The organism is Agromyces sp. MMS24-JH15 (assembly GCF_043518605.1).
In the GTDB taxonomy this organism is placed as follows: domain Bacteria; phylum Actinomycetota; class Actinomycetes; order Actinomycetales; family Microbacteriaceae; genus Agromyces.
The window spans coordinates 3,481,356-3,495,043 of sequence record NZ_CP171358.1; the positions used below are offsets into that span (position 1 = coordinate 3,481,356).

15 protein-coding genes, 2 tRNA genes and 1 riboswitch are annotated in these 13,688 nt (G+C 73.0%); of the genes, 5 read left to right on the forward strand and 12 right to left on the reverse strand.

Annotated elements, in window-relative coordinates; translation table 11 throughout:
• Positions 1-7: 7 nt before the first annotated feature.
• Positions 8-832, reverse strand: coding sequence for an ammonia-dependent NAD(+) synthetase (gene nadE / locus ACDF64_RS15845; RefSeq protein ID WP_394552322.1), 825 nt, complete (start codon positions 830-832; stop codon positions 8-10).
• Between the two features lie 131 nt (positions 833-963).
• Here nadE and ACDF64_RS15850 point away from each other — a divergent pair.
• The 5 genes from ACDF64_RS15850 (at position 964) to ACDF64_RS15870 (ending at position 3,716) form a co-directional block, all read left to right on the forward strand.
• Positions 964-1,036: transfer RNA gene (locus ACDF64_RS15850), tRNA-Arg, on the forward strand.
• A gap of 85 nt (positions 1,037-1,121) precedes the next feature.
• Entirely contained in the window at positions 1,122-1,745 is a 624-nt protein-coding gene (orn, locus tag ACDF64_RS15855) for an oligoribonuclease (protein WP_394552323.1), read from the forward strand.
• Between the two features lie 43 nt (positions 1,746-1,788).
• Positions 1,789-1,864, forward strand: a tRNA-His gene (locus tag ACDF64_RS15860).
• Between the two features lie 138 nt (positions 1,865-2,002).
• The gene (locus ACDF64_RS15865; protein ID WP_394552324.1) at positions 2,003-2,350 is read left to right on the forward strand and encodes a metallopeptidase family protein; all 348 of its coding nucleotides are present in this window, start codon (positions 2,003-2,005) and stop codon (positions 2,348-2,350) included.
• A 106-nt stretch (positions 2,351-2,456) separates the two neighbouring features.
• Positions 2,457-3,716 (forward strand): hypothetical protein, encoded by a 1,260-nt coding sequence (locus tag ACDF64_RS15870; protein ID WP_394552325.1) that lies wholly within the window; start codon positions 2,457-2,459, stop codon positions 3,714-3,716.
• 45 nt (positions 3,717-3,761) lie between these two features.
• On the opposite strand, the gene ACDF64_RS15875 is transcribed toward ACDF64_RS15870, so the two are convergent.
• The 11 genes from ACDF64_RS15875 to gatC all read right to left on the reverse strand — a co-directional run bounded on the left by ACDF64_RS15875 (position 3,762) and on the right by gatC (position 13,639).
• On the reverse strand, positions 3,762-4,016 hold the full coding sequence (locus ACDF64_RS15875; protein ID WP_394552326.1) for a hypothetical protein: 255 nt from the start codon (positions 4,014-4,016) through the stop codon (positions 3,762-3,764).
• A 32-nt stretch (positions 4,017-4,048) separates the two neighbouring features.
• A complete protein-coding gene (locus ACDF64_RS15880) occupies positions 4,049-4,615 on the reverse strand; it encodes an ATP-binding protein (RefSeq protein ID WP_394552327.1) in 567 nt (188 codons plus the stop codon).
• Entirely contained in the window at positions 4,612-5,424 is an 813-nt protein-coding gene (locus ACDF64_RS15885; RefSeq protein WP_394552328.1) for an energy-coupling factor transporter transmembrane component T family protein, read from the reverse strand. Before ACDF64_RS15885 ends, ACDF64_RS15880 begins: the two co-directional genes overlap by 4 nt.
• Positions 5,421-6,905: an ABC transporter ATP-binding protein gene (locus ACDF64_RS15890; protein ID WP_394552329.1), complete on the reverse strand. Its 1,485-nt coding sequence runs from the start codon at positions 6,903-6,905 to the stop codon at positions 5,421-5,423. Before ACDF64_RS15890 ends, ACDF64_RS15885 begins: the two co-directional genes overlap by 4 nt.
• A 2-nt stretch (positions 6,906-6,907) precedes the next feature.
• Complete coding sequence (locus ACDF64_RS15895) at positions 6,908-7,543, reverse strand: ECF transporter S component (protein WP_394552330.1); 636 nt, start codon at positions 7,541-7,543, stop codon at positions 6,908-6,910.
• A 37-nt stretch (positions 7,544-7,580) separates the two neighbouring features.
• Positions 7,581-7,691: riboswitch (TPP riboswitch) on the reverse strand.
• 55 nt (positions 7,692-7,746) lie between these two features.
• On the reverse strand, positions 7,747-8,079 hold the full coding sequence (locus tag ACDF64_RS15900; RefSeq protein ID WP_394552331.1) for a hypothetical protein: 333 nt from the start codon (positions 8,077-8,079) through the stop codon (positions 7,747-7,749).
• A 53-nt stretch (positions 8,080-8,132) separates the two neighbouring features.
• Positions 8,133-9,389, reverse strand: a complete 1,257-nt coding sequence (locus tag ACDF64_RS15905) for a DNA polymerase IV (RefSeq protein WP_394552332.1) — start codon at positions 9,387-9,389, stop codon at positions 8,133-8,135.
• Positions 9,390-9,450: 61 nt separating this feature from the next.
• Positions 9,451-10,149, reverse strand: coding sequence for a hypothetical protein (locus ACDF64_RS15910; protein WP_394552333.1), 699 nt, complete (start codon positions 10,147-10,149; stop codon positions 9,451-9,453).
• Between the two features lie 132 nt (positions 10,150-10,281).
• Positions 10,282-11,799, reverse strand: coding sequence for an Asp-tRNA(Asn)/Glu-tRNA(Gln) amidotransferase subunit GatB (gatB, locus tag ACDF64_RS15915; RefSeq protein ID WP_394552334.1), 1,518 nt, complete (start codon positions 11,797-11,799; stop codon positions 10,282-10,284).
• A complete protein-coding gene (gatA, locus tag ACDF64_RS15920) occupies positions 11,799-13,340 on the reverse strand; it encodes an Asp-tRNA(Asn)/Glu-tRNA(Gln) amidotransferase subunit GatA (protein WP_394552335.1) in 1,542 nt (513 codons plus the stop codon). Before gatA ends, gatB begins: the two co-directional genes overlap by 1 nt.
• Complete coding sequence (gatC, locus tag ACDF64_RS15925; protein WP_394552336.1) at positions 13,337-13,639, reverse strand: Asp-tRNA(Asn)/Glu-tRNA(Gln) amidotransferase subunit GatC; 303 nt, start codon at positions 13,637-13,639, stop codon at positions 13,337-13,339. Before gatC ends, gatA begins: the two co-directional genes overlap by 4 nt.
• Positions 13,640-13,688 lie beyond the last annotated feature (49 nt).

The window sequence follows — 13,688 nt, forward strand, 5'->3', positions numbered from 1 at the left end:
TGGGCCCTCAGGCGCGCCACCACGCGTCATGGATGGTCACGGGCGCGGCCCGCTTGTGCCGGGTCGCGAGGAAGCGCGCCTCGATCGCCTCGGCCTCGGCGGGATCGATGTCGCGGCCCTCGAGGTAGTCGTCGATGTCCTCGTACTTCAAGCCGAGGTTCGCCTCGTCGGCCTGGCCCGGGTCGTGGTCGAGCAGGTCGGCCGTCGGCGCCTTCTCGGAGAGCCGCACGGGTGCGCCGAGGTGCTCGAGCAGCGCGCGGCCCTGCCCCTTCGTGAGGCCCGAGAGGGGCAGGATGTCCGCGCCGCCGTCGCCGAACTTCGTGAAGAATCCGGTCACCGCCTCGGCGGCGTGGTCGGTCCCCACGACGAGGAGGTGCGCCTCCCCCGCGATCGCGTACTGCGCGACCATTCGCAGCCTGGCCTTGACGTTGCCCTTGCCGAAGTCGCTGATCGGCTGCCCGACCGCAGCGAGGTAGTCGGACACGGCACCGTCGACGCCGTCGTGGATGCTGAACGTCACCTGCTCCTGCGGACGGATGAACGCGAGCGCGAGCTGCGCGTCGTCCTCGTCGTGCTGCACCCGGTAGGGCAGTCGGACGGCGACGAACCGCGTCGGACGCCCCTCGGCCGTCAGCTCCTCGGCGGCGAGTTCGCTGAGTCGGCCGGCGAGCGAGGAGTCCTGCCCGCCGCTGATGCCGAGCACGAGTCCGGCGGCCCCGGTGGCCACGACGTACTCCTTCAGGAAGTCCACCCGCCGGCGGATCTCGGCGGCCGGGTCGACGGTCGGGCTGACGTTGAGTTCGGCGATGATCTGGGCCTGGAGGTCGCGCATGGGTCGACGATAGCGCCACCTCGTTTCGTGCATGCAACGCGCCGATCGGCGTGCTCGCGCGGCGCCGGCGCGGCGCCGTTCCGGAGTGCGGCGCCGCGCGCACAGGCGGGTTCGCTAGGCTGGATGCACCGGCCCCCGTAGCTCAGCGGATAGAGCAGCAGCCTTCTAATCTGTCGGTCGCAGGTTCGATTCCTGCCGGGGGCGCAGATTCCGGGTCATCCGGATGCCCCGTCCCGCACGGATCCCGGCCCCGCCGGCGGGGTCGGAGGCGGACGGTAGACTCGCGGCCATGGCATCTGCGACCGACCGACTGGTCTGGATCGACTGCGAGATGACCGGACTCGACCTGGACACGGACGAGCTGGTCGAGATCGCGGTCGTCATCACCGATTACGACCTCGTGCCCGTCGACGCGGGCCTCAGCATCGTCATCAAGCCCGACCGCTCGGCGCTCGAGAACATGCCCGAGCGGGTGCGCGAGATGCACACCTCGTCGGGCCTGCTCGAGGAGATCCCGAACGGCGTGAGCGTGGCCGACGCGGAGTACCAGGTGCTCGAGTACGTGCTGCAGCACGTCCCCGAGGAGCAGCGCGCACCGCTCGCGGGCAACACGGTCGGGACCGACCGCGCGTTCCTCGCCAAGCAGATGCCGCGGCTCGAGTCGCACCTGCACTACCGCAACGTCGACGTGTCCTCCATCAAGGAGCTTGCCAAGCGCTGGTTCCCGCGCGCGTTCTTCAACGCACCGCAGAAGGACCTCGGCCACCGGGCGCTCGCAGACATCCTCGAATCCATCCGCGAACTCGACTACTATCGCCGCGCGGTGTTCATCGCTGCACCGGGTCCCACGACGCAGGAATTGCAGGCGATCGCGGCCGGCGTCGTGAACGAACACGCCCCGAAGGTGGTGTAAACTCAGAGGGTTGCCACGGACGCGAGAGCGTCCGTGTCGCATGGTGGGTATAGCTCAGTTGGTAGAGCGCCTGGTTGTGGTCCAGGAGGTCGCGGGTTCAAGCCCCGTTACTCACCCCATGAGCGCCTGGCGGTGGTGCGATTTCCACGGCGAGGTCGCGGGTTCAAGCCCCGTTCCTCACCGCACGACAGCGCCAGGTCGTGGTGCAGCATCAGTGAGTCACCCGATCGGGATTCGTTCCGTCGAGCGGAGGATCCGTGCAACTTGATGCCGAAGCGTTCGAGGCGATCGTCGTGGACGAACTCGACCAGCTCCCCGACGACATGATCGACGGACTCGAGAACGTCGTGTTCGTCGTCGAGGACCGTCCGGAGGACGGCTCGCTCGACCTGCTCGGCCTCTACGACGGGACCGCGCTCACCGATCGCGACCGCTACGGGTTCGGCGAGATGCCGGACCGGATCATCCTCTATCGCGAGCCGCTGCTCGCCGTCTGCGACGACGAGGACGAACTTCGCGACGAGATCCACATCACGCTCGTCCACGAGATCGCGCACTTCTACGGGATCGACGACGACCGGCTCCACGAGCTCGGCTGGGCCTGAGCCGGGCGGATCTCCGGTCCGATCCCGGACCTCGGCGCCCACGGACCGGGGCGGAACCGCCGCGGAGTCGACGGCCCGCGCTCCCGCGCCGGGTTAGCCTGTCTGCATGGCGATCTCCCCCGGCCGCATCGTCGGCATCGTCGTCGGCAGCGTCGCGATCCTCGGCATCGGCGTCTACGGCCCGGCGATGCTCCTCGGACCCCTCCCGGCCGCAGCGGTCACCGTGGCATCCTCCGAGAGCACTGCGCCGGCGACCACCGCGATCCCGCTGCCGGCCGTGGGACAGTCCGCGGTCGCGGTGCTCGACGACGCGGGTGCGCCCACGACGGTCGCGCTCACCGGCGACGGGACATCCGTGCCCATCGGCGGCGCCGCCAAGCTCGTGACCGTGCTGACCGTGCTCGACTCCCTCCCGCTGCCTGCCGGCGAACCCGGGCCGGCGATCACGATCGGGCCCGAGGACTACACGGGCTACCTGCAGTACCGCGACGAGGACTCGCGCGTGCTCCAGGTGTCGCCCGGCGAGACCTGGAGCCAACGCGACGTCGTCCGCGCGATCCTGCTCGCATCGAGCAACAACCACGCGGACACGCTCGCCAGATGGGCCTTCGGCAGCGTCGACCGCTACGTCGACGCCGCGAACGCGTGGCTCGCCGAGGAGGGGTACGCCGGGACCCACGTCGCGGATGCGACCGGGCTGTCGGGCGACGACGTCGGGACGGCCGAGGAGCTCACGCGCCTCGTCGCCGCCGCGGTCGCCGACCCCGGAGTCGGCGACCTGTTCGTCCCGACGGCCGGCGGACGGACCGATGAGCGCCGCGTCCCCGACGTTGTCGGCCACCTCTCCGACCTCGGCGTGCGCACCGTCACCCGGAGCTACACCGACCAGGCCGCGCTCACCTACGCGTTCACCGCACAGGTGTCCGACGACGCCGGCAACGCGGTCCGGCTCGTGAGCGCGATGCTGCTGGTCCCCGACTACGAGACGCTCGACCCCGCGGTCGGCGCGGTGCTCGACGCCATGCGCCAGGCGGCGGCGCCCGTCTCGCTCATCACCGCGGGCGAGGTGTTCGCGACCGTGGAGACGGCATGGGGCGACCGCGCCGACGTGGTCGCGTCGACCTCGCGCGAGGGGTCGGGGTGGGCCGCCGCCGCAGGCGCGCCCGCGGTCGACGTCACGTCGTTCACGACGGCCCCCGCGGGCCGCGAGATCGGGCGGGTCACCGTGTCGACCGGCGCGGGCGAGATCGCGTCGCCGCTCGAGCTCTCCGGGGCGATCAGCGACCCCGGGCCGATCTGGCGACTCGCGAACCCGTTCGCGATCGTCGGCGCGTACCTCGCCCAGCAGGAGTCATCCGGAGCCTGACGCGCGCGCCCGCGAGCCCGCGCTCTACAAGGCGACGCGCTCGACCTAGTCGCTTTCCTCGTCGGACTCGACCGGGTCGGAGTCCGCGGGATCGAACCGGAACCGGACGCGAAGCTCGGACCCGACCGTGTGCTCGTCGATCGCGTCGTACCAGAAGAGCGATTCCAGGCCGTCGACGGCGGCCACCATGCCGACGCGCCGCTCGGGCTTGCCGCCGACGAGCGCGCGCCGCTCGAAGTCGCCCTCGAGCGGGCCGTCGAGGAACTCGGCGACGTACTCCGTGCGGGCCGTGTCTGTCATAGCCCTACGCTAGCCCTCGATCCCCGCAGCCGTCAGGGGTTCGGGCGCACCTCGCGGACCCCGGACACCCGGAGGTCGGCCGCGCGGTCCGGGCGCGTGCGCGCCGTGTGCCGTCGCCACTGCCGGTCCCAGACCTCCCAGTACGGGTCGAAGGCGCCCGCGTCGCGCCCGAGCGCGGCCGCCTTCCGCACGTCGTCGGGCGCATGCACCCACACCCGCAGGGCGGGAAGGCGATCGGTCGCGGCGAACGCGCCGCATCCCTCGACGATGAGCGGATGCCCCGGCCGCACGCCCTGCCGCGGCCCCGGCCGATCCCCGGCCCAGTCCCATCGGGCCAGCACCCCGACCGCGTCGCGCGCGATGGGCGCGACGAGTCCCCGCCGGACGGCGTCGGCGCCGCGCTCCAGGCCGTGCCATCCCGGATACGCGTCGTCGAGGCGCACGAGCACCGGCCTCGCGCTCGGCCACGCCGCCGCGAGCGCACGCGCGAACGTCGACTTCCCCGCGCCGCTCGGGCCGTCCACCGCGACGATCCGGATCCCGCCTCCCGCGACCGCCCTCCGGATGGCGCGCAGCGCGGCCGGTGCGACGACGCTCACGCCCAGACCGGGTGGAACGTACCGGCCGCGACGGCCGCGGCGATCGAGACCGCGGCGATCAGCGCCGCGAGCACGATGAGCACCGCGTCGGGCCACCCGACCGGCGAGGGTCGCGCCCAGGTCCGCGGATGATCCGAGCCGAAGCCGCGCGCCTCCATCGCCGTGGCGAGCTTGCTGCCGCGGCGGATCGCGAGGACGAGGAGCGCGAACGCCATCGTCGCGAAGCGGCGCACCGCACCGTGGTCGCCGATGCCGCGTGCGCGCCGCGACAGCGACATGGACCGCCAGTCGTCCATGAACAGGCCGACGAGCCGCGCGCCGGCGAGCGCCCCGAGCACGAACCGGCTCGGGAGCCGCCAGACCTGCGCGAGCCCGTCCGCGAGGTCGGTCGGATCGACGTCGAGGAAGAGCAGCACCGCGGGAAGGCCGATCGCGAGCACGCGCACCGTGACGGCGATGGCCAGCTCGATCGAGCCGTCGGTGATCCGGGCGAGCCAGAACTCCGCGTACACCTGCCCCGACGGCTCGCCGTAGAGCAGCATGGAGAGGCCCGTGATCGGCGCCGCGACCAGGATGGGCCAGGTGCGGCGCACGAGCAGCGCGGGCGTGATCCCGGCGAGCAGGAACAGCGCGACCTGGATGCCCAGCGCGACCGCCGCGCTCACCCAGTCCACCGTGAGCAGGAGCGGCGTCGTGAGCACCATCGCCGCGGCGAGCCGGCTCACCGGGTTCACGCGGCCGAGGAACCGCAGCCGACCGTGCGCGCGGACGGCGGCATCGGGCGTCGTGGTCTCGGATGTCGTCGTCATGCCGCCCTCCGGTCCACCGCGCGCGGTGCGGACAGCTCGAGCCTGAGATCGCCGAGCGCTTCGCCGAAGGCGGCGTCGTGGGTGACCGAGAGCAGCGTCGTGCCGTCGTCGACGAGTTCGCGCAGCAGTCGCACCAGCTCGATCCAGGTGACCCGGTCCTGTCCGAATGTCGGCTCGTCGAGGATGACGACGCCGGGCTGCGCGACGAGCACCGAGGCCACCGTGAGCCGTCGCTGCTCGCCGCCCGACAGGGTGAACGGATTCGCCGCCGACAGCGGCGACAGGCGCAGGCGTTCGAGCACCTCGTCGATGCGGCGTTCGGCGGCCCGGTCGAGCCGGCCGAGGGCACGCGCCGCGACGGCGACCTCGTCGCGGACGGTGCGCGCGACGAACTGGTGCTCGGGCTCCTGGAACACGGTCCCGATGCGGGTGAGGAGCTCGCGCGAGCGCCAGCGGAGCGGGTCGGCGCCGAGGCCGCGCGCGAGCGCGGGCGACGCGGCGACCGTCCCGGCGAGCGGCTCGATGAGGCCGCCGAGCGTCAGCGCGAGCGTCGACTTCCCCGCGCCGTTCGGGCCGGTGAGCACGGTCGACGCGCCGAGCGCGAGGTCGATCTCGAGTCCGGACTGCACGACGTGGTCGCGCGTCCGGCCGATCGAGAGCGCGCGTGCCGACAGCACCGGGCCCACCGACCGCGGCGCGCGCGCGACGCCGACGCCCGTCGGCGCGCCCGGCACCCACACCCCGGCGTCGAGCAGGTCCGCGCGGTGGCGCGCGAGCACGTCGTCGGGGCGCCCGTCGGCGAGGAGCCGGCCGTCGCGCCCGAACACGACCATGCGCGTCACGAGGTCGAGCCAGGCCTCCACGCGGTGCTCGACCACGACGAGCGTGGCGCCCGTCGCATCCAGCACGCGCCGCACCGCCTCGCGGACCTCCCCGACGCCCTCGGGGTCGAGGTTGGCGGTCGGCTCGTCGAGGAGCAGCAGCCCGGGCCGCATCGCGAGCGCGCCGGCCAGCGCGAGCCGCTGCTTCTGCCCGCCCGACAGCGCGCTCGACGAATGGTCGAGCGGGAGGTCGAGGCCGACCTCGTCGAGCGAGCGCCGCACGCGGTCCCAGATCTCGCCGCGCTCGATGCCCAGGTTCTCGCAACCGAACGCGACGTCGTCGCCGACGCGGGCGAGGATCACCTGGGCGTCGGGGTCCTGGAGCACCAGCCCGGCGCGCCCGCGGGCCGCCGCGGGCGCGACGCCGTCGACGAGGAGGCGCCCCGCGGACTCCCCCTCCTCGGCACCGCCCTGCACGCCCGCGAGGGCGTGCAGGAAGGTGGACTTGCCCCCGCCGGACGGGCCCGCGACGAGCACGCGCTCGCCGGGCTCGATCCGCAGGTCGACGCCGTCGACGGCCCACCGGCGACGGCCGGCGTGGCGCCAGCCCCATCCGATGGCCTCGACGCCGGCCGGAGCCGACGCTGCGATCGCGGTCACGTTCAGACCCGCTGCGTGACGTCCTGGCCCGCGGCGAAGCGGTTGAGCGCACCGGTCGCGGCGAGGGCGCGGACGATGAGCCAGCCGAGCAGGCCTGCGAGCACCGCGCCCGACACCACGACGGTCGTGAAGTAGAGGCCGAGGAACTCGCCCGACTTCTGCAGGTTCCCCGAGAGGAAGAGCTCGAGGACCCACGCCGCGGCACCCGCCGCGGCACCCGCGAGGACGGCCGTGACGACGCCGAAGCGACGGTACCCGGCGAGTGCGAAGACGAGCTCCGCGCCGAGGCCCTGCGCGAGGCCCGAGTAGATGGTCTCGATGCCCCACTGGTTGCCCACGAGCGCGGACACGATCGCGGCGACGAGTTCGACGAAGATCGCTGCGCCGGGCTTGCGGATGATGAGCCCGCCGAGCACGCCCCCGATCAGCCAGATGCCGACCGCGACGCCGCCGAGGCCGGGCGTCAGGGCGTCCGCGGCGGAGAACCAGGCGTAGCCGACGGTGTTCCAGAAGAGGAAGAGCAGGCCCGTCGCGACGCCGAGGACGGCGGCGACGACGATGTCGACGACCCGCCAGCGCAGGTTGCGCTCGCGGCCCGCGGGAGCGTCGGTGGTGGCGGATGCTGCTGCAGTGTGCACTGTTCGTGCCCTTTCATTCGACGGAAAGCGGCACGGGTTCGAGATGGGTTGCCCTCCCTGCGCTGGCATGACCCAGATCAGGTTCGACGGTCGAAGGTTGGAGAACCTTCCTCTCAGCCCGGCTCACCGGACTCCCGTGTTCGCCGACGAGTATACGCGCGCCGACACCGCCTCCGGCGCACATGACGCCGGGCTGCCGGGCCTCAGCGCTTGAGCGCGCGGATGATCCAGCGCAGCGACTTCCCGACGACCCAGACGAAGGGCGTCGCGGCCAGGAGCAGGCCGATCAGGTTCGGTTCGAACCGGACCTCGCCGCCGCGCCCCACGTATGCGCCGAGCGGAATGGAGAGCCCGCCGCCACCGCCGCCGCCGGCCTCGTCGCCCGAGTCGTCCTTCCCGCTGCCCGCGCCGAACCCGTAGTAGCTGAGTGCGACGGGCACGATCGATGCGCCGTCGAGGTCGATCGGGTCGCCGTAGGACGTGCTCACGCCGACGCCCGCCACCTTGTCGGCGATCTCCACCAGGAGTTCAGTCATGCTCGCAAGGCTAGTGACGGATGCGGCGCCCGGCCAACCCCTTGCGCGGAGTGCTACGACGTGCCCGGCGGGTTCCGGCGGACCCACTCGGTCCGTTCGGCGTCGGACCGGACGAGCGCCGCGGGGCGCACCGCGCCGCGACCGAAGCGCGCCACGACCTCGTCGACGGCCCGCTCGGCATCGCGCCATTCCTCGTCCGGGTCCCAGAGTGCCGCGGCGTCCCCGGACGGCCGGAGTTGCTCGGCGCGCACGCCGATCAGGCGCACGCGTTCGCCGTCGTCGATGAGCGGCCCGAGCGCCGCCGCGGCCTCCTCGTAGATCCGCCGGGCGACGTCGGTGGGCTCTGCGAGCGTGCGGGAGCGCGTGACCGTGCGGAAGTCGCCGTAGCGCACCTTGAGCACGACCGTGCGCCCGAGCAGGCCCGCGCGGCGCAGCCGCACGCCGACGTTGTCCGCGAGCCGGAGCAGCTCGCGCCGGATCTCGTCGGGATCGACCAGGTCGTGCAGGAACGTCGACTCGTGGCCGATGCTGCGCTCCTCCCGCCCGGTGACGACGCGGCGCGGGTCCCGCCCCATCGCCAGGCTCGCGAGGCGCGTCGCGAGCGCCGGACCGACGGCGCGCTCGAGTGCGTCGGCGGGCATCGCCGCGACGTCGCCGACGGTCCGGAGCCCCAACCGGGCGAGGGATTCCTCGGTCACGCGGCCGACGCCCCAGAGCGCGGCGATCGGGAGCGGATGCAGGAACGCGACGGTGTCGGTCGCCGGCACCACGAGCAGGCCGTCCGGTTTCGCGCGGCTCGACGCGACCTTGGCCACGAACTTCGTCGCCGCGACCCCGACCGAGCACGTGAGGCCCGTCTCGCGACGCACGCGTTCGCGGATCGTCCAGGCGATCTCGGCGGGGCTGCCGTGCAGTCGCCGCGCGCCCGAGACGTCGAGGAACGCCTCGTCGATCGACAACGGCTCGACCTCCGGGGTCAGGGACTCGAAGATCGCCATCACGCGCTTCGAGTACTCCGAGTAGCGACCGTGGTCGCCCCGGAGCACGATCGCGTTCGGGCAGAGGCGCAGCGCCATCGACATCGGCATGGCCGAGTTCACGCCGTACTTGCGCGCCTCGTAGCTCGCCGCGGAGACGACCCCGCGCCCGGCTGTGCCGCCCACGAGCACGGGCTTGCCCCGGAGTTCGGGCCGTGAGAGCAGCTCGACCGAGACGAAGAACGCATCCATGTCGACGTGCAGGATCGGGGTCGCCGAATCGTCGACCGGGCCCGTCGTCACCTGTCGTGACGAGCCGTCCTGCTTGCTCACGACTCGACGCTACCCGGACCCGCCGACGTCCGGCCCCGCCCGTCGACCACGGGACGCACGGTCAGAAGCCGAAGTCGCCGCCGCCGCCGAAATCGCCACCGCCGCCGAAGTCGCCGCCGCCGCCGAAGTCGCCGCCCCCGCCGAAGAACCCGCCGTCGCCGCCCCACGAGTCGCCGCCGGAGGCATCCACCGAACCCGCGTCCGCAGCGCCCGCGTCAGCCGAGGCATCCGTCGCGTCCGCCCCGCCGAGGTCGGCGCCGATCGGAGGCAGGAACGCGTCGGCGATCGCCGAGCCGATGACCACGCCCGTGATCGTGCCGAGCAGCGAGGCCCCGAATGTCCCGCCGAAGGAGGGACCCGCGGGCCGTGCGCCGGAGGGGCCCGGCGCCGCACCCGCGGTCGCGAACGCGCGCTCCATGCTGCCGGGCTGACGGAACTCCTGCCGCGTCGCCGCGCGCGCGAGCGCGGCCGGCTGGTCGGAGACGAGCCGCTCCCCCGGCGGCGCCTGGTCGGCCAGCGCGCGGAACACCTGCTGCCGCTGCACGGGGCTGAGCTGCGCGAACGCCTCGGCGTGCACCTGCTCGATCGCCTCGGGCGGAGCCGTGCGGAGCAGGTAGCGGTAGCGCTCGATCGCGATCCGGTCCTGGTCCGCCTGCGGCGCACCGGGCTGCCACTGCTGCGCCGGCTGCCACTGCCGGGGAACCGGCCGTACCGGTTGCGAAGGCCGGCCGGTGCCGAACAGTCGGTCGAAGAAGCCCATCGTCCTCATCCTCCATCGGGTGGCCTGTCAGGCTAGTCTCGCCAGCCTTGAGCGCGCTGTGAACCGGGCGGCGGATGCCCCGGGGACGCGAAGGGGCGGCCGGCGTTCGCCGACCGCCCTCCCGTCTGGTGCCTACGCCTGGCCGGCGCGCTCGAGCACGAGCTCGCGCACGCGCGCGGCATCCGCCTTGCCCTGCATCGCCTTCATGACGGCGCCGATCACGGCACCCGCAGCCTGCACCTTGCCGTCGCGGATCTTCTCGAGCACGTCGGGCTGCGCCGCGAGCGCCTGGTCGATCGCCGCGATGAGCGCGCCGTCGTCCGAGACGACCGCGAGGCCGCGCGCGTCGACGATCTCCTGCGGCGATCCCTCGCCCGCGACGACGCCCTCGAGCACCTGGCGGGCGAGCCGGTCGGTGAGCGTGCCGGCGTCGACGAGTGCGGCGAGCTGGGCGACCTGCTCGGGCGACGCGAGCGCGGAGGCATCCGTCTCCTGCTGGTTCGCGAGGCGCGTGAGCTCGCCCGTCCACCACTTGCGGGCGGCTGCGGGCGAGGCGCCCGCGGCGATGGTGGCGGCGACCTCGTTCAGCAGGCCGCCGTTCACGACGTCCTGGAACTCGAGGTCGGTGAAGCCCCACTCGCCCTTGAGCCGGCGCCGGCGGGCGGCGGGCGGCTCGGGCAGCGCGGCGCGGAGTTCCTCGATCAGCGCAGGCGACGGCACGACCGGCAGCAGGTCGGGCTCGGGGAAGTAGCGGTAGTCGTCCGCGTCGGACTTCGGACGCCCCGGACTCGTGGTGCCCGTGTCCTCGTGCCAGTGGCGGGTCTCCTGCGTGATCGTGCCGCCCTTGGCGAGGATCGCCGCCTGCCGCTGGATCTCGTAGCGCACCGCGCGCTCGATCGAACGGAACGAGTTCACGTTCTTCGTCTCGGTGCGGATGCCGAGCTTCTGCTCGCCGCGCGGGCGCAGCGACACGTTCGCGTCGCAGCGCAGGTTGCCGCGCTCCATGCGCGCCTCCGAGATCGCGAGCGACAGCGCGATGTCGCGGATCGTCGACACGTAGGCGCGCGCGAGCGCGGGGGCGTCCGCCTCGGCGCCGAAGATCGGCTTCGTGACGATCTCGACCAGCGGCACACCCGCGCGGTTGTAGTCGACGAGCGAGTACTCGGCGCCCTGGATGCGGCCGGTCGCGCCGCCGACGTGCGTGAGCTTGCCGGCGTCCTCCTCCATGTGGGCGCGCTCGATGGGCACCTGGAAGATCCGGCCGCCCTCGATCTCGACCTCGACCGAGCCCTCGAAGGCGATCGGCTCGTCGTACTGCGAGATCTGGTAGTTCTTCGCGAGGTCGGGGTAGAAGTAGTTCTTGCGCGCGAACCGGCTCGACTCGGCGATCGAGCAGCCGAGCGCGAGGCCCAGCGAGATCGACGAGCGGACCGCCTCGCCGTTCACGACGGGGAGCGACCCGGGCAGGCCCAGGCACACCGGGCTCACGAGCGTGTTCGGCGCGGCGTCGTGGAACTCGCTGTTCGCGGGGTTCGGCGCGGGCGAGAACATCTTCGTGCGCGTGTTGAGCTCGACGTGCACCTCGAGCCCGATGACGGGCTCGAACAGCTCGAGCGCGCGGTCGTAGTCCATCAGTTCGACGCGGGCCATCAGACGGCACCTTCCTCGCTCGCGAGCATCTCATGGCTGGAGAGGTCGGGGGCCCGGTCGAGCAGGCGACCGCCCCACTCGGCGACGAGCAGGTGCTCGAGCGCCCCGCCGACGTTGTAGAGGCGGGCGTCCTCGCGCGCGGGCGCGAGGAACTGGATGCCGACCGGCAGGCCGTCCTCGGGTGCGAGGCCGACCGGCAGCGAGATGCCCGGCACGCCCGCGAGGTTCGCCGGGATCGTCGCGACGTCGTTGAGGTACATCGCGAGCGGGTCGTCGAGCTTCTCGCCGATCTTGAACGCGGTCGTCGGCGCCGTGGGCGTCGCGAGCACGTCGACCTGCGCGAACGCGGCGTCGAAGTCGCGCTGCACGAGCGTGCGGACCTTCTGCGCGCTGCCGTAGTAGGCGTCGTAGTAGCCGGCCGACAGCGCATAGGTGCCGAGGATGATCCGGCGCTTCACCTCGGGGCCGAAGCCGGCCTCGCGGGTCGCAGCCATGACCTGCTCGACCGTGCCGCCGCCCTCGGGCGAGACCCGCAGGCCGAAGCGCACGGAGTCGAACTTGGCGAGGTTGCTCGACGCCTCCGCGGGCAGGATCAGGTAGTACGCGGCGATCGCGTACTCGAAGTTCGGCGCGCTGACCTCGACGATCTCGGCGCCGTTGCGCGCGAGCAGGTCGAGCGCCTCGTGGTAGCGCTGGCGCACGCCGGACTGGAAGCCGTCGCCGTCGAGCTCCTTCACGACGCCGATGCGCAGGCCCGAGACGTCGGCGCGGCGGACCGCCTCGGCCATCGAGGGCCACGGGTCCGGGATCGAGGTCGAGTCGTGCGGGTCGTGGCCCGCGATGACGTCCTGGAGCAGCGCCGCGTCGAGCACGGTGCGCGTGACCGGGCCGATCTGGTCGAGGCTCGACGCGAGCGCGATCGAGCCGTACCGGCTCACCGCACCGTACGTCGGCTTCACGCCGACGGTGCCCGTGACGTGCGCGGGCTGGCGGATCGAGCCGCCCGTGTCGCTGCCGAGCGCGAGCGGCGCCTCGAAGGCCGCCACGGCCGCGGCAGAACCGCCGCCCGAGCCGCCCGGGATGCGCTCGAGGTCCCAGGGGTTGAACGTCGGACCGTACGCGGAGTGCTCGGTCGACGAGCCCATCGCGAACTCGTCCATGTTCGTCTTGCCGAGCGGGATGAGCCCCGCCTCGCGGACCTTCCGAACGGGCGTCGCGTCGTACGGCGGGATCCAGCCCTCGAGGATGCGCGAGCCCGCGGTCGAGGGCATGCCCTCGGTGACGAGCACGTCCTTGACGGCGATCGGCACGCCCGCGAGCTCGCCGAGCCGCTCGCCCGCGGCGCGACGCCGGTCGACGTCGGCCGCGTCGGCCAGCGCGCGGTCGCGCGCGACGTGCAGGAACGCGTGCACGGCGCCGTCGACGGCCGCGATGCGGTCGAGGTGCGCCTGGGTCGCCTCGACGCTCGAGACGTCGCCGGCGGCGAGCTTCGACGCGAGCGCGCTCGCGTCGAGACGGGTCAGGTCGTCGGCGTGGGTCACTGCTCCTCCCCCAGGATCGCGGACACGACGAACCGCGAGCCGTCGGTCTCCGGCGCACCGGCGACGGCCTGCTCGGCGGTGAGCACCGAGTCGCCCACGACGTCCTCGCGGAACACGTTCTGCATCGGGATCGGGTGGCTGGTCGGCGGGACGTCCGGCCCCGCGACCTGGTTCACCTGCTCGACCGCCTGCATGATCTGGCCGAGCTCGGCGGTGAGGTGCGCGATCTCGTCCTCGGTGAGCGCGATACGGGCGAGGTTCGCGAGATGCGCGACCTGCTCCGCACTGATTTCGGACATGCTGCTCCGTCGTGTCGTGGTGGGGATCCCGTCAATCCTATCGAGGCAT